Origin of the sequence: Pseudomonas baetica (assembly GCF_002813455.1) — a bacterium.
GTDB lineage: Bacteria > Pseudomonadota > Gammaproteobacteria > Pseudomonadales > Pseudomonadaceae > Aquipseudomonas > Aquipseudomonas baetica.
In genome coordinates, this window is sequence record NZ_PHHE01000001.1 from 5,495,966 (window position 1) to 5,514,893 (window position 18,928).

The window sequence follows — 18,928 nt, forward strand, 5'->3', positions numbered from 1 at the left end:
GCGACCATAATGCCGCCCGTTCCCTCGCTTAACGGTAAAGGCTGGATATGCAGGAAGACGCCCCGGAAAAAACCAAGGACGCCGCGCCCACCGGCACTCAGACGCTACTGCGCGGATTGGGTGTGGTGCAGGCCGTGGCCAGTGGCGCCCGTGATCTCAAGGAGATTGCCCGGCTGATCGGCACCACGCGTAGCACCACCCATCGGCTGGCCAGTTGTCTGGTGGATGAGCGCTACCTGCGCGTGGTGCCGCAAATCGGTTATCTGTTGGGGCCGAAGTTGATCGAGCTGGGTTTCCAGGCACGTGAAGAGTTGCCGCTGGTGACGTTGGCCGGACCTTATCTGGATGAGTTGTCGGCACTGACCGGTGACACCGTTCACTTGGGCATTCGTGAAGGCGATGAAGTGCTTTATCTGCTGAAAAATCCGGGGCGCAACGGCCCGGAAATGCGCTCGCGGGTCGGCCATCGCATGCCGCTGGCGCGGACCGGGATCGGCAAGGCGTTGATGCTCGATGACGCGCCACAAGACTGGCAGAGGCTGTACGACATCAGCCTGCCGGCGGGTGGGAAAAGTCAGTTCTGGCCGCAGCATCCCCAGCAGTCGTGGGAACAGCTTGAGCAGCGGATGACCGAATACGTGGCCGGTGGCTATGCGTTCGATCTGGAAGACAACGAACCGTCGATCCGCTGCGTGGCGGCGCCGATTCGTGATGCGAGCAAGGGCATTGTGGCGGCTATCAGCATTGCCAGCACCGTGCCATACATGCCGCTGGAGAAGATGGCCGAGCTGATTCCCCTGATCAAAGGGGTCACAGCCCGGCTCTCGGCGGAGCTTGGCTTGAAGGTCTGAGGGTCAGACTTTCAGGGTCGCCATGTCGATCACGAAGCGATACTTCACGTCACCGGCGATCATGCGGGCATAAGCCTCGTTGATCTGGCGGATGTCGAGCATTTCGATGTCGCAGGTGATGTTGTGCTCGGCGCAGAAATCCAGCACTTCCTGGGTTTCGGCGATGCCGCCGATCAACGAACCCGCCAGCACGCGGCGGCTCATCACCAGTTTGCCGGCGTGTACCGGTGGATCAACCGGCTCGATCAGACCGACCAGAATGTGTACGCCGTCGAAACGCAGGGTGTCGAGGTACGGGTTCAGGTCGTGCTGCACCGGAATGGTGTCGAGCAGGAAGTCGAAGTAACCGGCGGCCGCTTTCATCTGCTCGGCGTCGGTGGACACGATCACATGATCGGCGCCCTGACGACGGCCTTCTTCAGCCTTGCTCGCCGAACGGGTGAACAGCGTCACTTCGGCGCCCATCGCTTTGGCGAACTTGATGCCCATGTGGCCGAGGCCGCCCATGCCCAAAATACCAACCTTGTCGCCAGCCTTGACGCCGTAGTGCTTGAGCGGCGAATACGTGGTGATGCCGGCGCAGAGAATCGGCGCGGCGCTGGCCAGTGCCAGTTTTTCCGGGATGCGTACCACGAAGTGCTCGCTGACGACGATGCTGTCAGAGTAGCCGCCCATGGTGTTGCTGCCGTCGACCCGGTCCGGGGTGGCATAGGTCATGGTCGGGCCTTCGAGGCAATACTGCTCAAGGTTCGATTGGCAGGCTTCGCAGGTGCGGCAAGAGTCGACCATGCAGCCAACGCCGACCAGATCGCCTACTTTGTGTTTGGTGACATTCGCACCGACGGCGGTGACTTTTCCGACGATCTCATGGCCAGGCATCAACGGGTAAACGGCGATGCCCCATTCGTTGCGAGCCTGGTGGATATCGGAGTGGCAGACGCCGCAGTACAGGATCTCGATCGCCACGTCGTCGGCCCGGGGGCTGCGGCGTTCGAATTTCATCGGGGCGAGGGGAGTGGTGGCCGATTGGGCGGCATAGCCGATCGCGGTATACATGTGAAACCTCGCAAAAGCAGTGACAAGTGAGGCGGCGCATTCTGGGCGCCGTGCGCCTGTCCGGCCATGACGATTCCTCCGGGTCTCATGCCTAATCCTCCGGCATGCGGCTTTGATCGGTCGCATTGGCAAAAGGATCTGCGATGATGCTTTCATCCCTTTTTCCGTGATTTTTGTGAAGAACATGTCGATGCAATTGACCCGTCACCTTGATGCCAATGCCACGCTGGTTTCGCTGATCGAACCGCTGGCGCTGCGCGATGGTTACAGCCAGACCGGGTTACCCGGTGTGCAGGTGTTGCGCGCCAGTTGCGATGTCGCCCGTGGCCCGCATATTTATGAGCCGAGCCTGATGATCATCGCCCAGGGCAGCAAACTGGCGTTCCTCGGACCGCGCACCCTGGAGTACGGCGCGGGGCATTATCTGATCCAGGCACTGCCGGTGCCTTTCGAGTGCGAAACCTTTGCCTTGCCGGATGCGCCGTTGCTGGGGATTTCGGTGGCGATCGACCGCGTCTTGCTTGGCGAATTAGTGCTGGCCATGGGGCTGGCGCCAGGGCGGCACATTCCGGCGCAGACCCCGGAGTCGATGACCTCGGTGGTGCTTGACGATGACATGCGCGGTTGTGTCGAGCGGCTGCTGCAATGTCTGCACGATCCGCTGGAGTGTCAGATTCTCGGGCCGGCGCGAATTCGCGAATTGCTCTTCGTCGCCTTGCGCGGGCCGCAGGCTGATGTGTTGCGGGCGCTGGTCGAGCAGCAGGGGCAGTTTGCCCGGGTGGCGGCATCGATCAGCCATCTGCATGCGCACTACACCGAGCCGTTGAACGTCGAGACATTGGCCGGTTGCGCGAACATGAGCGTTTCAACGTTTCATGAGCATTTCAAACGCAGCACGTTGTTGTCGCCGGTGCAGTATCTGAAGCGTTTACGGTTGTTGAAAGCGCAGACGTTGTTGGTGGCGGAGGGGCTGGGTGTGGCGCAGGTGGCGCATCGGGTCGGGTATCAGAGTACGTCGCAGTTCAGTCGCGAATATAAGCGCTACTTTGAGCGCAGCCCGGGCGATGAACGCGCGGCTTGATCAATACAAATCCCTTGTGGGAGATTCTATGGTTGAGGGGAAGCCCTCAACTGACTTTTGTCTGATATTCGCTTTGCCCTTTCAGCAAGGCGAATACCACCCGAGCAAGTTTGCGAGCCAGCATCACCAACGCCTGCGTGGTGCTGAAACCCCGTGCTCTCTGGGCTTCGTAAAACCCTTTCCAGGCTATCGTACGGCTAGCCGACATCGCTGCGTTGTGCAAAAGTCGGCGGGCCTCGGGGTCTCCGCGCTTGGTCAAGCTGCGGCGACCGTCCTTTTGCCCTGATTTCGATACCCGTAAATCCATGCCCAGGAAGGCGATAAACGCATCCGCGTTGCTAAATTCTCCCCGCTGAAACGCCGTGAGCAGGCGCGCTCCGGTCAGAAATCCAATGCCCTCAACTTTCAGGCAACGCTTCAATTGGCCGAGCAAACCGGCTTGTTTGAGCTGATCGTTGATCGTCTTTTCGATCATCGTTTCAAGCCGCTGCATGGATTTTATTTGTTCAGCAAAAGCTGCCTTCAACAGCGGCTCATTCGACCAGCTCTGCACTAGGCCGACCCTTGCCTGGACCAAAGCCGCGCGGCGGCGGAAAAGGCTCAGGAGCTGGCGGTACAGCGGTGATGGCGGGGTCCAGGGGTGCAACTCCTCGGCTTCGTTCTTCAGGTAACGGGCCAGCAGCTTGGCGTCCAAGGCGTCGGTTTTGGCGCGGATCTTCACGCCTTCGCGGTAGTGTTTGAGTTCATAGCCGCCCACCATGTAAATCGTGCAACCGGCCGCATAGGCCAAATCAGCGAATTCCAGGTGGTAGATGTTGGTTGCCTCAATGGCAATAGACACGGGGACGAGCAAGGCCTTCAGCCACTGCTTGATGGATGTTTTGGTATTGGGAATCGCTTCAAGCAGATCGCTATCGGCCTGATAAATCACCAGTTCATTTTTGGCGACATCCACGCCAACGATCGGATTTGATAGAGCGACTGGCATTGCCACAGGATTTCCTCCGGGATAAGGTTTGAGCACTTGAAGGGCTCACCCAGAGGCGCAGGCTTGTTCCTATCGTCGGTCTAGCCAGATGCATTCTTTATCGGCGCTTGGGTGAAAGGAGGAGGGGCGAAATCTCCCACGGTCTGTGCTGCGTCAACAGTCAGAATCGAGCCTTGTCCCTCCTCCTCCCTTCAAGTCCTACCATACAAGCGAGCCTGCTCGCGAAAGCGGTGTATCCGTCGACGTCATCGTTGTATGACACATTGCTTTCGCGAGCAGGCTCGCTCCCACCGTTGTTTTGTGATGTTACTGGAATCGAGGGCAACAAAAAGGCCCCCAATTCGGGTAATGCTGTTCACTTAAGCATTTGAATCCTCGCCGGGCTTCTTCGAAAATCCGATGTCAGATCTCTGGCATCGGATTTTTTATGTCTGTTCAACAGGACTTGCTCGACCTCGGCGACCTTTTCAACTTCTGTGACTTGAGCACATTCACTCAAAATATTCCCATCGAGTGGGTCGCGTCTGCGCTGGATCTGTCCAGCCAAGCCACTATCCGACGGCGTCGCTTGCCTGCCGACCAAGTGCTCTGGCTGGTGCTCGGCATGGCATTGTTTCGCGACGAGCCGGTTCATGAGGTCGCCCGACGTTTGAACATCTGCGCCCAAGGTCTGGCTTCTGACCATCTGTTGGCCCGTAGCGGTGTGACCGAGGCCCGCAAGCGGCTGGGGGCCGACCCGGTTGAGTGGTTGTTTCGCAAAACGGGTACTCAATGGGGCGCGCAGCGCTATCCCGATGATGCCTGGCAGGATCTGCAAGTATTTGCAGTCGATGGTGCGCTTCTGCGCACGCCGGATACGCCGGAGTTGCGAGACCATTTCGGTTCTGGAAACACCTCGACCGACCGCCAGACTCCCTTTCCCATGCTGCGCCTGGTGGCGCTGATGAATGTGCGTTCACACCTGATCCTGGATGCACAGCTTAGCCCTTACCGACGCAGCGAAATGCGTCTGGCCGATGAGTTTTTGCAGCAGATCCCCGACCACTCCGTGACGTTGTTCGATAAAGGGTTCTGGAGCGCCGATCTCATGCTCAGCCTGAGCGGCGACGGCAGTCACCGTCATTGGCTGATTCCGGCAAAAAAGGGATTGGTTTGCGAGGAGGTAGCCCGTTACAACGAGCATGATCGTTTGGTGCGTATGAAAGTGTCGCCGCAAGCCAGAAAGCGAAATCCGACTCTTCCTACACACTGGGAGGCGCGTGAAGTCAGTTATGAAATTCAAGGCAAAGTAAAAACAGTCATGACGTCGTTGCCGGCCAAGATCTACAGCACCAAGTCTGTTGCCAAGCTTTATCAGGAGCGCTGGGAAATCGAATTGGGCTTCAGGGATATCAAAAGCTCAATGCAGCAAAACGCAATGACCTTGCGCAGCAAAAAGGTCGATCTGATCTACCAGGAAGTGTGGGGGTTGTTGCTGGCTTACAACGTGATTCGTCGGGAGGCAAGTCAGGCAGCAGTCGCGTTTGGTCGAGCGCCGTCGGACATCCGTTTCAAGCCGGCTTGCCAGTACATCGCCGTGCAGTTGATCGTGATGGCAGCGGCCAATCCTGTTTCAGCGACGGGTAGACGGTTGGCGGAACTTAGAAAAGGCGTTGGCGGGCTGTTTCTGGATCACCGCCCAAGGCCTTCGAGGCCAAGGACGGTGAAGATTTCAAAAACCCGGTTTCCGGTGGACCGTAAGGCTGCTCCGCTTAAGTGAACAGCATTACCCAATTCGGGAGCCTTGTTGTTCAGCGGTTCAGCTTACATGTTCGGGTAAGTCGGGCCGCCAGCGCCTTCCGGCGTGACCCAGGTGATGTTCTGCGAAGGATCCTTGATGTCACAGGTCTTGCAGTGCACGCAGTTCTGGGCGTTGATCTGGAAGCGCTTCTCGCCGTCTTCCTTGGTGATCACCTCGTACACGCCGGCCGGGCAGTAGCGCTGCGCCGGCTCGTCGTACAGCGGCAGGTTTTTGCTGATCGGAATGCTCGGGTCGGTGAGCTTGAGATGGCACGGCTGTTCTTCTTCGTGGTTGGTACCAGAGATGAACACCGAGCTCAATTTGTCGAAGCTGAGTTTGCCGTCCGGCTTCGGATAGTCGATCTTCTTGCAGTCGGCCGCCAGCTTCAGGCAGGCGTAGTCCGGCTTGGTGTCATGCAGGGTGAACGGCAGTTTGCCGCCGAAGATGTTCTGATCCAGCCAGTTGAAACCGCCGCCGACGATGGCGCCGAACTTGTGGATCGCCGGGCCGAAGTTACGGCTGGCGAACAGTTCGTCGTAGAGCCAGCTCTTCTTGAAGGCGTCGACGTAAGTGGTCAGTTCTTCAGTGCCATCCTTCTCGGCGAACAGCGCGTCAGCCACCGATTCAGCGGCGAGCATGCCGGACTTCATCGCGGTGTGGCTGCCTTTGATCTTGGCGAAGTTCAGGGTGCCGAGGTCGCAACCGATCAGCGCGCCGCCCTTGAAGACCATTTTCGGCAGCGAGTTCAGACCACCTTTGCAGATGGCGCGAGCGCCGTAGCTGACGCGTTTGCCGCCTTCCAGGTACTGCGCCAGCACCGGGTGATGTTTGAGGCGCTGGAACTCGTCGAACGGCGACAGGTAAGTGTTGCTGTAGGACAGGTCAACGATCAGACCGACCACCACCTGATTGTTTTCCAGGTGATAGAGGAACGAGCCGCCAGTGTTCTCGGTGCCCATGATGTCCAGCGGCCAGCCGGCGGTGTGTACGACCAGGCCAGGCTGGTGTTTGGCCGGATCGATTTCCCAGATTTCTTTCAGACCGATGCCGTAGTGTTGGGCGTCGGCATCGCTGTCGAGGTTGAAGCGCTTGATCAGTTGCTTGCCGATGTGACCACGGCAGCCCTCGGCGAACAGCGTGTATTTGCCACGCAATTCCATGCCCGGGGTGTACAGGCCTTCTTTCGGGTTGCCTTCGCGGTCGACGCCCAGATCACCGGTGATGATCCCGCGCACGATGCCGTTTTCGTCGATCAATGCTTCCTGAGCGGCGAAGCCCGGGTAAATTTCTACGCCCAGGTTTTCGGCCTGCTGGGCCAGCCAGCGGCAGAGGTTACCCAGCGAGATAATGTAGTTGCCTTCGTTGTGCATGGTCTTGGGCACAAAGAAGTCAGGAATTTTCTGCGCGCTGTCGGCGTTTTTCAGCACGAAAATGTCGTCGCGGGTGACCGGCGTATTCAGCGGAGCGCCGAGTTCTTTCCAGTCCGGGAACAATTCGTTCAGAGCGCGTGGTTCGAATACGGCACCGGAAAGGATGTGTGCGCCGACTTCGGAGCCTTTTTCGACCACGCAGACGCTGATTTCCTTACCGGCTTCGGCGGCCTTCTGCTTCAGACGGCAGGCGGCGGACAGGCCAGCGGGGCCGGCACCGACGATGACCACGTCGAATTCCATGTATTCGCGTTCCACAGGCTATCTCCTACTCAAGGCTCAACAGTTTTTTTTCTATTTTGGAGGTTTGGTGTCGCATCCAAATTGCCTTTACGTTAACGTCAAGGGCAGTAATGGAGAACCCACCTTTCTCTCTAGGGGGCGCATTATATCTACACCACTCTGAGCGTCCAATACAAACGTTTGTTTGAATCGGCTCCAGCCCAGAGAAATCAAAGAAGCGCGGCTTATGAGTGACCATTTTGCCGTATTGACCGGAATAGGCGTTCCGGTCAATATACGGGCGGTTTTGCGCTCGCCGTAGGCAGACTGGCGGTTTCAAGAGCACCTCTAAAGACAGGGCGTAGGCAGTACAAGGTGAAGCGCAGCGCAGGTCTGGCGCGCAGTTTACACACCGTGAAGATCAATGACTTGTCGGTCACCACTGACGAACGGTCATCGGATTTCGCAGCGTGGAATCACCCCGCACACAAGCCGGCGTTTTTAGAGGTGCCCTTGCAACCCGATGAGCATCAACCGCCAGGTTCGCCTAGGCGACTTTCTTTTCACCGGAGAGTAACGAGGAATCCATGAAGGTTCTTGTAGCTGTCAAACGCGTTGTGGATTACAACGTCAAGGTTCGCGTCAAGGCGGACAATTCCGGCGTAGACCTCGCCAACGTCAAGATGTCGATGAACCCGTTCTGCGAAATCGCAGTGGAAGAAGCCGTACGCCTGAAAGAAAAAGGTGTTGCGACTGAAATCGTCGTCGTCTCCATCGGCCCGACCACCGCTCAGGAGCAACTGCGTACCGCACTGGCTCTGGGTGCCGACCGTGCCATCCTCGTCGAATCCGCTGAAGATCTGACTTCGCTCGCCGTGGCCAAGCTGCTCAAGGCTGTGGTCGACAAGGAACAGCCTCAGCTGGTGATCCTGGGCAAACAGGCGATCGACAGCGACAACAACCAGACCGGCCAGATGCTCGCTGCACTGAGCGGCTACGGTCAGGGCACTTTCGCCTCGAAAGTCGAAGTGTCCGGCGACAGCGTTGCCGTGACTCGCGAAATCGACGGCGGCGCGCAGACCGTTTCCCTGAAACTGCCGGCCATCGTCACCACCGACCTGCGTTTGAACGAGCCGCGCTACGCGTCCCTGCCAAACATCATGAAAGCCAAGAAGAAGCCTCTCGAAGTGCTGACTCCGGACGCTTTGGGCGTTTCCACCGCCTCCACCAACAAGACCCTGAAAGTCGAAGCGCCGGCTGCACGCAGCGCGGGCATCAAGGTCAAGTCGGTGGCTGAACTGGTCGAGAAACTGAAAAACGAAGCGAAGGTAATCTGACCATGACTATCTTGGTAATCGCTGAACACGACAATAAAGTGCTGGCCCCGGCCACGCTGAACACCGTGGCTGCTGCTGCCAAAATTGGCGGCGATATCCACGTACTGGTAGCAGGTCAGGGCGCTGGCGCCGTGGCTGAAGCCGCTGCGAAAATCGCTGGCGTGAGCAAAGTCCTCAACGCTGACAACGCCGCTTACGCGCATCAGCTGCCGGAAAACGTTGCTCCATTGGTTGCAGAGCTGGGCAAGGGTTACAGCCACATCCTGGCTGCCGCCACTTCCAACGGCAAAAACATCCTGCCGCGCGTTGCTGCTGCGCTGGACGTTGACCAGATCTCCGAGATCATCTCGGTCGAAAGCGCCGACACGTTCAAGCGCCCGATCTACGCCGGTAACGCCATCGCTACCGTGCAATCGACCGCTGCGATCAAAGTGATCACCGTGCGTGCTACCGGTTTCGACCCGGTGGCTGCTGAAGGTGGTTCGGCTGCCGTTGAAGCAGTCGCTGCTGCTCACGACGCTGGCATCTCCAGCTTCGTCGGCGAAGAGCTGGCCAAGTCCGATCGTCCAGAGCTGACCGCTGCCAAGATCGTCGTTTCCGGCGGCCGTGGCATGCAGAACGGCGACAACTTCAAACACCTGTACGCTCTGGCTGACAAGCTGGGCGCTGCCGTGGGTGCTTCGCGCGCCGCGGTCGATGCAGGTTTCGTCCCGAACGACATGCAGGTCGGTCAGACCGGCAAGATCGTTGCGCCACAGCTGTACATCGCCGTCGGTATCTCCGGCGCGATCCAGCATCTGGCCGGCATGAAAGACTCCAAAGTGATCGTTGCGATCAACAAGGACGAAGAAGCGCCGATCTTCCAGGTAGCTGATTACGGTCTGGTAGCGGATCTGTTTGAAGCAATCCCTGAGCTGGAGAAGCTGGTCTAATCCAGCCGCTTCACTTATAAAGAGCCCGACCTTTTGGTCGGGCTTTTTTTTGACTCGGATTTGAGTGGGAGCGTTTAGCCATGGATCTGCGCCGCAGGTTGTTATTAGGATTGATCCTCTTGCCGGGAATGGCTACGGCCGCCGGCAAGTGCGAGCGCCTCGTCGTCACCGGCAGCCCGGATGCGCCGCCGTACCTGTGGCAAGACCCGCAGAATCCCAAGCACTTGATCGGTGCCAGTGCCGATCTGTTGCAGCAAGTCGCCAAAGACCTGGGCATCAAGGTCGAGTTGCTCTACGCCGGCAAACGCTCGCAGGCACTTGATGAAGTGCGCAGTGGGCGCATGGACATGCTGGCCGATGCGCCGCTGACCTTCAATGAGCTGGAGAACCTCGACTACATTTACCCGCCAATCCTGCAGAACGACTATCTGGTGTGGACCCGCAAAGGCTCGACACTGGCATACAGCGAAGCCAAAGACCTGCTTGGCCATACCGGTGGTTTGTCGGAAAAGTCTCGAATGACCCAGGCATTCGGCTCTTTCGCCGATCAGCAATTGACCCTTACCCGGTCAGCCAACCTCACCCAGGCCTTTCAGAAACTTCTGCTGGGCGAGGTGGAATATGTACTCGCCGGTCGCTACTCGGGCATGGCTGCCGCGCAGGCGTTGGGCATGGCCAATGATTTGCTGGCCTTCGAGCAACCCATTGATCGACCGGGGCTGTTTCTGGCGGTTTCGCATAACTCGGCATGCAACGATCCGTGGTTGCGCGGACAGTTGGCCAAAAAGATGACAGAATTGCCCGCGTCCGGACTGACGGAAGCTGCGCTGCAACGCAATATCAAGCGCTGGAAGGCGCAACAGCAACAGCCGCAACAACCCGTCAGTGCCCCAAAACAGTAGGGATTCTTAGTGAGTATTCGACCTCTTTTCGCGGCTGTGGCCGTTCTGGCCATGGCCGGTTGCGCAACCGATCCGGCACCCAATGAACAAATGCGCCTGACCGAGCAAACCATCGCTCAGGCCAAAGCCGTCGGCGCCACCGCCGATGACGTGCCGGAAATGAAACTGGCCGAAACCAAGTACAACCGGGCCAAGGGCAACATGGCCGACGAGTCCTATCGGAATGCGCGTATGCGTGCCGAACAGGCAGAGCTGGACGCCCGTCTGGCCGAAGCCAAAGTGCTGACGCAAAAAAGCGAAGAGCAGGTCAATGTACTGAACACGCGTATTGCTCGTTTGCGCAAGCAACTGGGAGATGCCAAATGAGCCTCAAGTCCAAAGTGCTCGGTGGTCTGCTTCTCGCCGGTTGCGTCAGCTTCTACGGCTGCGCCGGTCAACACAGTGAATCCGCTCTGCAAGAGGCCAGCGCCGACTTTCAGAAGGTCAAGGAAGACTCCAATGTGCTGCGTATCGCGCCGAAAGACGTGATCCGTGCCGGTGAATCCCTGGCCCGCGCTGATCGCCTGTCAACTTATTGGGGGAGCGGTTCGGACGTGGTGCATTACGCCTACCTAAGCCAGCGCTACAGCGAGATCGCTCGCGAGCACACCAATAAGGCGCTCAACGAAGAGCGCGCAGCCAAGCTCGAACTGGAGCGTCAGCGCCTGCAATTGGCCCTGCGCGAATCGAAACTGTTGAGCGTGCAGCAGCAGGGCAAATGGCTCGAAGAACAGATTGTCGCGTTGGCCACCACGCAGACCGATCGTGGCCTGGTGATGACCCTCGGCGACGTGTTGTTCGACACCGGTGAAGCGGAGCTGAAAAACTCGGCCAACCGCGTCGTTCTGAAGATCGTGCAGTTCCTGCAATTGAATCCCAAGCGCGTAGTGCGTATTGAGGGTTACACCGACAGCACCGGTGGCAAACAGGAAAACCTCAAACTGTCTCGCGACCGCGCGCAGTCAGTCGCCGACGTGCTGATGGACCTGGGCATTGAGGACAAGCGCATTCAGGTTGAAGGCTACGGCGATGAGTACCCGGTGGACGCCAACGCTTCCGAGCGTGGACGTGCACAGAATCGCCGGGTGGAAATTGTGTTCTCCGACGAAAAAGGCCAGCTCGGCGCCGCCCGTTGAGGGCAGCGTCTCTGGAAAGCCCGGGCTGTCATGCAGCACCGGGCTTTTTTATGCCTGTCGATTGGCTCGCACATCAATACAGTTGCAGCTGACACAGCGCTGTATGGTCGACTAGAGTGACAACTGTCCCAGTACACTTCTAAACTGTTCCGGTATTGTTTCACACAAGAATAAAATGCCCGTGAAATCGAGTGCTGCGTCATGACCAATCTCTTGCTCTATCAACGTATTGCTCAGCAACTGGCCGAAGACATCCGCCGTGGTGTCTATCAACCGGGGGAGCGCGTGCCTTCGGTGCGCAAGATGAGTTCGCAGCTCAACGTCAGCCATGCGACGGTGTTGCAGGCCTACGCCAACCTCGAGGATCAGGGGCTGATCCGCGCGCGGCCGCAGTCTGGTTATTACGTACACCAGACGCCGGCGCTGACAGCACCGACGCCTGACATTGCCCGAGTTGAACGGCCAGGTCTGGTCACCCGCAGCAGCATCATTCAACAAGTGCTGGTCGAGTCGCGCCGCGAAGGTGTCTTCCCGTTGGGTGCCGCGGTACCGAGCGTTGACTATTTGCCGGTGCGGGCACTGCACCAGCAACTGGCCAAAGTCACTCGCTTCCACAGCCCGCGCGCATTCAGCTATATGTTCAGCCCGGGCTTCGAGCCACTACGCCGGCAAGTGGCGATCCGCATGCGCGATGCCGGTGTGGTAGTTGATCCCTCGGAAGTGGTGATCACCCACGGTTGTGTCGATGCCTTGCAGATGTCGCTGCGAGTGCTGACCCGGCCGGGCGATCTGATCGCCGCCGAGTCGCCGACCTATTACGGTCTGCTGCAACTGGCCGACCTGCTGGGCCTGAAAGTCATCGAGATCCCCAGTGATCCGGCCACCGGCATGAGCCTCGAAGCCCTGCAACTGGCGGCCAACCAATGGTCGATCAAGGCGCTGGTGCTGACCACGCGCCTGAGCAATCCACTGGGCGGTACCATGCCGGAGGAGCGGCAGAAACAGTTGCTGCGCCTGGCCTCTGATTTCGATATTCAGATCGTCGAAGACGACATCTATGGCGAGTTGATGTTCGAGCAGGGCCGTACCAAAGCGCTCAAGGCGTATGACCGGCTTGATCGGGTGATCTACTGCTCCAGCTTCTCCAAAACCCTGTCGCCTGGTGTCCGCATCGGCTGGATGATTGCTGGCAAGTACCAACAGGAAATCCAGCGCTTGCAGACCTTCAGCACACATTCGGCGTGTAGCGTCACGCAAATGGGGATTGCCGCCTATCTGGAAAACGGCGGTTATGACCGGCATTTACGGTACATCCGCCAGGAATACCGAAAAAACCTCAGTGCGTTCCAGTTGGCGGTGCAGCAGTACTTCCCCGAAGGCACGCAAATGACCCGGCCCACGGGCGGTTTCATTCTGTGGGTGAGTCTGCCGGGCAGGGTCAATACTCAGGAATTGCATGTCCGTGCGTTGCAGCAAGGCATCAGCATCGCACCGGGGCTGATCTTCAGTAATACCGAGCAATTCAACCACTGTATCCGCCTGAACTGCGGCATTCCGTGGAACCGCGAAGCGGAGCGGGCGTTGATGACGCTGGGGCTGTTGGCGACCCAACTGTGTCAGGAAGCGGCTGGCGGATTCTGAACGAGCGGTCGGTCATGCTTGTCTTGTGGCGCTCAACAAGCGAGCATATGGCCCTCTGCCGTTAGTATCGTTGGGTCCATGAAAGCGATTTTTTCTGCCGCCGGGGTTGTGCTTTTTTCGCTGATGATCAGTCATGCGCCGCAGGTGCTGGCGGCTGCGGTTCAGGATAAACCGGCAGCGACGAGCCAAGCGCAGAAGCCGGCGGCGAGTAAAAAAACCGTCCCGGTAAAAAAAGCCCAGCCAAAGAAAGCTGCTCCGGTGAAGAAGCGTCCGCCGGTGGCCTCCAAATCGAAAGCCGCCAGGGAAATAGCAAAGTCCAAACTGCCGTCAGCGAAGCTGGATCTGAGTTTGCCCAAGGACATGGTTGAAGAATTGAAGCCGCCTGGCACTGTCATTTCGCCTAAGCGCGAGCCGATTCTGCCGAAGATGTTTGGGGAAAAAGACAGCGGATTCCAGCTCAATGGGCGTTTGCTCAAAAACGAAATGGACTTGCAACTGCGCAACGAGGAGCGTCGGGATGTTGAAGGCGCAGCGCTTGATTTCGAGTTCAAGCAGTAAATACCACCCATCTGTGACCCGCGAAGCAGACGCTTTGTCGGAGACTGGTCAGTCACATTCACTTATCCGTAAAAACCCCGGTACAGGGAATTTGAAACAGCCGTTTTAGCGGTTACTCTGTTCGGCGTCCCTTTTACACATTGCCCGTCGCGAGGACTTGTTCGTCATGAAATGCCGTGAAGGCTGTGGCGCTTGCTGCATTGCCCCTTCCATCAGTTCGGCGATACCCGGCATGCCTGATGGCAAACCTGCCGGCGAACGTTGCGTGCAACTTTCGGTCGATAACCTGTGCAGCATTTTCGGTCGCCCGGAGCGTCCGGCTGTCTGTTCGGGCTTCGCCGCCGATATCGAGGTGTGTGGCAGCAGTTCGCAAGAAGCGATCAGATTGATCGGCTGGTGGGAGCAAATGACGGCGGCGTGATGTGTCAAACGAACGGAACTTCAACAATAAGGAATAAGACTATGGGTTCGCTGCATCGTATCGCTGTGTTGTGTGGTTTGACCGCCGTGCTGGCCACTTCCGCCGCTCAGGCTGAAGACTGGAAAGTCGCCAAGAACGAGGACGGCATCAAGGTCTCCCTAAGCGAAGTGCCGGGTTCGGACTACAAGTCCTATCAGGGCGTCGCCCTGATGAAGACCACCGTCGCCAAGCTGCGCGCACTGCAGGAAGACGTCGCCGGCGCCTGCGCCTGGATTCACGAGTGCAAGACCCAGAAACTGCTCAAGCATGAGGGCGACAAGAGCTGGACCTATAGTCAGTTCAATACGCCTTGGCCGGTAACTCCGCGTGACTCGGTGATTGAAGTCACCACCGTCGAAGGTGCCGACGGCAGCCTGACCCGCAACCTCAAAGGTCTGCCGACGTACGTTCCTGAAGAAAAAGGCTTTGTCCGCGTGCAGCAGGTCATAGGCTTCTGGAAGTTCGTACCGAAGGGCGACCAGGTTGAAGTCACTTATCAAGTGCACACCGAACCAGGTGGCAGCGTGCCGGCGATGGTTGCCAACAAGTTTGTTGTTGATGCTCCGTTCAAAACCCTTAAAGCCTTGAAAGAGCGCGCCGAGAAGTAATCGCCGCCCATTCAGCAAAACGCCCCGATCAATTCGGGGCGTTTTGTTTTGTAGCTTTATTGTGTTTCCAGATATGCGTTGAACGAAATTTTCACAATGCGTTCAAGACAATTCGCCCGCGCTGTTTGCACCCTGTCCCTGTCTGCCGTGGCTTTAAATGAAAGTGTCTGGTAGCGGGTCAGTAATCAATGGCAATGGTGCGGATGATCGTGCAACATTTGCGCACCGCGCACGCCCCGGGGCCTGGAATGGCCAATAGAGGGCATGGCGCCGCTGTATTTTGCAACTTCAACTTCCAATGGGTCCTAAAACGACATGGCAAACCCGGACGCCCTGAATCAGCAGCGATCTTCCACTCGCCTGCTGCAACCGACCGTCAAATCGCATCTGGCTTACACGCTGCTTTGCGCGCTGGTCATGATGGTGATGTTTTCCGTGCTGCGCCTCGCGCTGCTGGTCTACAACCGCGAGATGATCCTCGACACCCCGGCCTCGACTTTCCTCGAAGCCTTCGCCAACGGCCTGCGTTTCGACTTGCGCCTGGTGGTCTACGTCTGCATTCCGCTGGTGCTGGCACTGTTCAGTGCCCGCGCCATGGCGGCGCGTGGCTTCTTCCGTCTGTGGCTGACCGTCGCCTCAAGCATCCCGCTGTTTCTCGGCCTGATGGAGATGGACTTCTACCGCGAGTTTCACCAGCGCCTCAACGGCCTGGTGTTTCAGTACGTGAAGGAAGATCCGAAAACCGTGATGAGCATGCTCTGGTACGGCTTTCCGGTGGTGCGCTATCTGCTGGCCTGGGTGATCGGCACCGTAATCCTGACCCTGGCGTTCAAGGGCGCCGACCGTGCCACGCGGCCGCGCGGGCCGTTCAGCGGTGGCAGCGTCAGCACTCGCCAGGTGGCTCCGTGGTACATGCGCCTTGCAGTGTTCGTGGTTTGCCTGCTGATCTGCGTAGTCGCGGCCCGTGGCACCCTGCGCCAAGGCCCGCCGATGCGCTGGGGTGATGTCTACACCACCGATTCGAACTTCGCCAACCAGCTCGGCCTTAACGCCACGCTGTCGCTGATCGAGGCCGCCAAGTCCCGCATGGGCGAGGATCGCGACAACATCTGGAAAGCCACGCTGCCGCAGGAGCAGGCGCAGAAAGTCGTGCGTGACATGCTGCTGATGCCTGACGACAAACTGGTCGATGCCGATATTGCCGCCGTGCGCCGTGATTACACGCCGCCGGCCGATAAGACCCTGCCGATCAAGAACGTCGTCGTGATCCTGATGGAAAGCATGGCCGGTCATTCGGTTGGCGCCTTGGGCGCACCGGGTAACATCACGCCTTACCTGGACAAACTGGCCAAGGAAGGTCTGCTGTTCGACCGTTTCTTCTCCAACGGTACGCATACCCACCAGGGCATGTTCGCGACCATGGCCTGCTTCCCGAACCTGCCAGGCTTCGAATACCTGATGCAGACGCCGGAAGGCAGCCACAAGCTGTCCGGCCTGCCGCAGGTGCTCAGCGCCCGTGACTACGACGACGTCTACGTCTACAACGGCGACTTCGCCTGGGACAACCAGTCGGGCTTCTTCAGCAACCAGGGCATGACCAACTTTGTTGGCCGTAACGACTTCGTCAACCCGGTGTTCTCCGATCCGACGTGGGGCGTGTCCGACCAGGACATGTTCGACCGTGGTCTGCAGGAGCTCAAGGCGCGGGAAAACGGCAAGCCGTTCTACGCGTTGCTGCAAACCCTGTCCAACCACACGCCGTACGCTTTGCCGACACCATTGCCGGTCGAGCGTGTGACCGATCGCGGTTCGCTCAACGAGCATTTGACCGCGATGCGTTACTCGGACTGGGCGCTGGGTCAGTTCTTCGAGAAGGCGCGCAAAGAGCCTTACTTCAAGGAAACCCTGTTCGTGATCGTCGGCGACCACGGTTTCGGTAACGAACGCCAGATCACCGAAATGGATCTGGGCCGCTTCAACGTGCCGATGCTGATGATCGCACCGGGCATCCAGGAGAAGTTCGGTACCCGCGACCACACCGTGGGCACGCAGATCGATATCGTGCCGACCATCATGGGGCGTCTGGGTGGCGAAGTACGTCATCAGTGCTGGGGTCGCGACTTGCTCAACCTGCCGCAAGGCGACACCGGTTTCGGTGTGATCAAGCCATCGGGCAGCGAGCAGACTACTGCCATCGTTACCGCTGACGAGATCCTCGTACTGCCGAAAGAGAAAGAGATGGCACCGAAGATCTGGAAGTATCAGTTGGGCGCAAATCCGAGTGCCGAGGTTGTTCCGGATGCACCGCGCACCGCCGAGTTGAAACTCAAACTCGAAGCGTTCCTGCAAACGGCGACCAAGAGCTTGATGGACAACACCGCCGGTGTGGTCCACGGCACGCCGGACTGATCGATCTGTAAAAGAAAGCTTCGCGCAATAAAAAAGAGGCCCTGAAAAGGGTAATGCCAGTCAGTTAAGCTGACTGGCATTTTTGTTTTTGATCGGATACTTCGGCGATTTGAGCCTGATTGCCCGAGGATAAATGCGCTCCTCGCGTCGATGTGGCAGGACATAATGCGGGGCTGAGGCATGCAACTCTGCGAGATATTTGGGGATGTTCCCCGAACGATCCGCAGAAACGCCGTTGATAAACCCCAAGATCGCCCAAGTGCACGCGGTGAAGCTCAGTTCGCATGGATGGATGCCTGGACAATGGCGGCTCATCTCCACCATCTGATAACGCAACAGGTTGTAGCCCAACAACACGCCCCACAGTTCCTGCTCAATCATTTCGGGCGTCTTGCTGCGCAGCGTATAGCTGCTGTTCAGCAGGGTCTGCTTCATTTCTCTAAACCCTAACTCGATCTCCCATCGCTGGCTGTAGAGATCGACGATTTCGTCGGACGGGAAGCGTAATGAGTCGGCCATCGACGTCAGTATCTGACAAACCTTGCCCTTGACGGTTTTGCTCAGAAGCCGCGCAGTCAGGCGCTCCGGCAATCCAGGCCATTGCTTGCGGGCCTGCGGCGAAGTACTCAACGAGACCACAGCATCGTGGCGCCCCAAACGCTGAAGCACTTCGTACTGCGAGCCTTTTTTCAGCGGCATCAACCAATGTCGCTCGATGCCTGCTTGCTGCCATTGATGCAGCAACCCCAAGGAATAAAAGCCGCGATCGAACAGCGTCAGCGAGTGATCGGGGGTGGTTTCGATCAGTTGCTCCGCCAGTTTCATCTCGTTGCTGCGATAGCCGTCAAACGCGCTGCCAATCAGTAAGTGACTGGTCAATTCCATTTGGCAAACCATGCGCACCTGAGGAAAACCAGTATCGCCATGCTGGTTGCTGGCGGAGTCGTAACGCGCACGGTTTTCCGGTGTATCGGGCGTACGCCAGACGACGCCGTCGACACCCAGCAAGCGCAACCCGGCCCAGGTCGGATGACTGGCCGCTTCATGCCAGCTTTTCTGAGTCAGATCGAAGACTTGTCGTACGGCCTCGCTGCCCAGCCGCTGACGGGCTTGGACTACGGCGCTGGGCGCGACCAGCGGACGTTGCCCAGGCAGCATGATGTTCATGCGACTGACCACATCCCACGCCGACATGCGTCGAAAAAACGCCATGGAGATGACGCACCAAAGCATCATTTCCAAAGGTAAGCGTCGCCTGCGCAAAGTGGCTACACCGGCCTGCTCCAATGCCTGTTCGACCAGAGATGGATCAAGCAACGAGTCCAACCCTTCGAGGGAGTTGGGAGTCGAGACGAAGTTGTGGGTGAGTTCCAGTGCCCGAGCCAGACGCATAAAAAAATCCGATGCCTATTCAGGCATCGGATTTTGATTTCTTGCGGCCAAAGGTCAAGCAAAAGGGCTTAACTGATCGGCATTACCCTGAGAAGGGCCTCTTTTT

Annotated in this window: 17 protein-coding genes; 13 read left to right on the forward strand and 4 right to left on the reverse strand. The window is 58.2% G+C overall.

The features are described from left to right. Nucleotides 1–47 precede the first annotated feature (47 nt). Nucleotides 48–851 carry an IclR family transcriptional regulator gene (locus tag ATI02_RS25470; RefSeq protein ID WP_095188557.1) on the forward strand — a complete coding sequence of 268 codons (804 nt, stop codon included), beginning with the start codon at nt 48–50 and terminating at the stop codon, nt 849–851. A 3-nt stretch (nt 852–854) separates the two neighbouring features. Here the strand turns inward: ATI02_RS25470 and ATI02_RS25475 are convergent, their stop codons facing one another. After that, entirely contained in the window at nt 855–1,907 is a 1,053-nt protein-coding gene (locus ATI02_RS25475; protein WP_100847707.1) for an NAD(P)-dependent alcohol dehydrogenase, read from the reverse strand. A 190-nt stretch (nt 1,908–2,097) separates the two neighbouring features. Here ATI02_RS25475 and ATI02_RS25480 point away from each other — a divergent pair, with 190 nt between their 5' ends. After that, nucleotides 2,098–2,988, forward strand: coding sequence for an AraC family transcriptional regulator (locus tag ATI02_RS25480; RefSeq protein ID WP_100848497.1), 891 nt, complete (start codon nt 2,098–2,100; stop codon nt 2,986–2,988). 46 nt (nt 2,989–3,034) lie between these two features. On the opposite strand, the gene ATI02_RS25485 is transcribed toward ATI02_RS25480, so the two are convergent. Further along, nucleotides 3,035–3,976 (reverse strand): IS110 family transposase, encoded by a 942-nt coding sequence (locus ATI02_RS25485; protein WP_100846149.1) that lies wholly within the window; start codon nt 3,974–3,976, stop codon nt 3,035–3,037. Nucleotides 3,977–4,403: 427 nt separating this feature from the next. Between ATI02_RS25485 and ATI02_RS25495 the strand changes: the two genes are divergently transcribed. Next, the gene (locus ATI02_RS25495) at nt 4,404–5,735 is read left to right on the forward strand and encodes an IS4 family transposase (RefSeq protein ID WP_100846722.1); all 1,332 of its coding nucleotides are present in this window, start codon (nt 4,404–4,406) and stop codon (nt 5,733–5,735) included. Nucleotides 5,736–5,779: 44 nt separating this feature from the next. On the opposite strand, the gene ATI02_RS25500 is transcribed toward ATI02_RS25495, so the two are convergent. Further along, nucleotides 5,780–7,444 carry an electron transfer flavoprotein-ubiquinone oxidoreductase gene (locus ATI02_RS25500; RefSeq protein ID WP_095188555.1) on the reverse strand — a complete coding sequence of 555 codons (1,665 nt, stop codon included), beginning with the start codon at nt 7,442–7,444 and terminating at the stop codon, nt 5,780–5,782. A 551-nt stretch (nt 7,445–7,995) separates the two neighbouring features. Here ATI02_RS25500 and ATI02_RS25505 point away from each other — a divergent pair. The 10 genes from ATI02_RS25505 (at nt 7,996) to ATI02_RS25550 (ending at nt 17,430) form a co-directional block, all read left to right on the forward strand. Beyond that, nucleotides 7,996–8,745 carry an electron transfer flavoprotein subunit beta/FixA family protein gene (locus ATI02_RS25505; RefSeq protein ID WP_007908338.1) on the forward strand — a complete coding sequence of 250 codons (750 nt, stop codon included), beginning with the start codon at nt 7,996–7,998 and terminating at the stop codon, nt 8,743–8,745. Nucleotides 8,746–8,747: 2 nt separating this feature from the next. Further along, complete coding sequence (locus tag ATI02_RS25510; RefSeq protein ID WP_095188554.1) at nt 8,748–9,677, forward strand: electron transfer flavoprotein subunit alpha/FixB family protein; 930 nt, start codon at nt 8,748–8,750, stop codon at nt 9,675–9,677. 80 nt (nt 9,678–9,757) lie between these two features. After that, entirely contained in the window at nt 9,758–10,579 is an 822-nt protein-coding gene (locus tag ATI02_RS25515) for a substrate-binding periplasmic protein (protein WP_100847709.1), read from the forward strand. A 9-nt stretch (nt 10,580–10,588) separates the two neighbouring features. Then, the gene (locus tag ATI02_RS25520) at nt 10,589–10,945 is read left to right on the forward strand and encodes a DUF4398 domain-containing protein (RefSeq protein ID WP_095188552.1); all 357 of its coding nucleotides are present in this window, start codon (nt 10,589–10,591) and stop codon (nt 10,943–10,945) included. After that, nucleotides 10,942–11,754, forward strand: a complete 813-nt coding sequence (locus ATI02_RS25525) for an OmpA family protein (protein ID WP_100847710.1) — start codon at nt 10,942–10,944, stop codon at nt 11,752–11,754. Before ATI02_RS25520 ends, ATI02_RS25525 begins: the two co-directional genes overlap by 4 nt. A gap of 201 nt (nt 11,755–11,955) precedes the next feature. After that, nucleotides 11,956–13,395: an aminotransferase-like domain-containing protein gene (locus ATI02_RS25530; RefSeq protein ID WP_100847711.1), complete on the forward strand. Its 1,440-nt coding sequence runs from the start codon at nt 11,956–11,958 to the stop codon at nt 13,393–13,395. Between the two features lie 78 nt (nt 13,396–13,473). Then, entirely contained in the window at nt 13,474–13,953 is a 480-nt protein-coding gene (locus tag ATI02_RS25535; protein WP_100847712.1) for a translation initiation factor 2, read from the forward strand. A 166-nt stretch (nt 13,954–14,119) separates the two neighbouring features. Beyond that, entirely contained in the window at nt 14,120–14,374 is a 255-nt protein-coding gene (locus ATI02_RS25540; RefSeq protein ID WP_095188548.1) for a YkgJ family cysteine cluster protein, read from the forward strand. 41 nt (nt 14,375–14,415) lie between these two features. After that, nucleotides 14,416–15,021, forward strand: coding sequence for an START domain-containing protein (locus tag ATI02_RS25545; RefSeq protein ID WP_095188547.1), 606 nt, complete (start codon nt 14,416–14,418; stop codon nt 15,019–15,021). 315 nt (nt 15,022–15,336) lie between these two features. Then, the gene (locus ATI02_RS25550) at nt 15,337–17,430 is read left to right on the forward strand and encodes an LTA synthase family protein (RefSeq protein ID WP_100847713.1); all 2,094 of its coding nucleotides are present in this window, start codon (nt 15,337–15,339) and stop codon (nt 17,428–17,430) included. 60 nt (nt 17,431–17,490) lie between these two features. Here ATI02_RS25550 and ATI02_RS25555 read toward each other — a convergent pair whose 3' ends face one another. Beyond that, nucleotides 17,491–18,822 (reverse strand): IS4 family transposase, encoded by a 1,332-nt coding sequence (locus ATI02_RS25555; RefSeq protein WP_100845361.1) that lies wholly within the window; start codon nt 18,820–18,822, stop codon nt 17,491–17,493. Between the last annotated feature and the right edge of the window lie 106 nt (nt 18,823–18,928).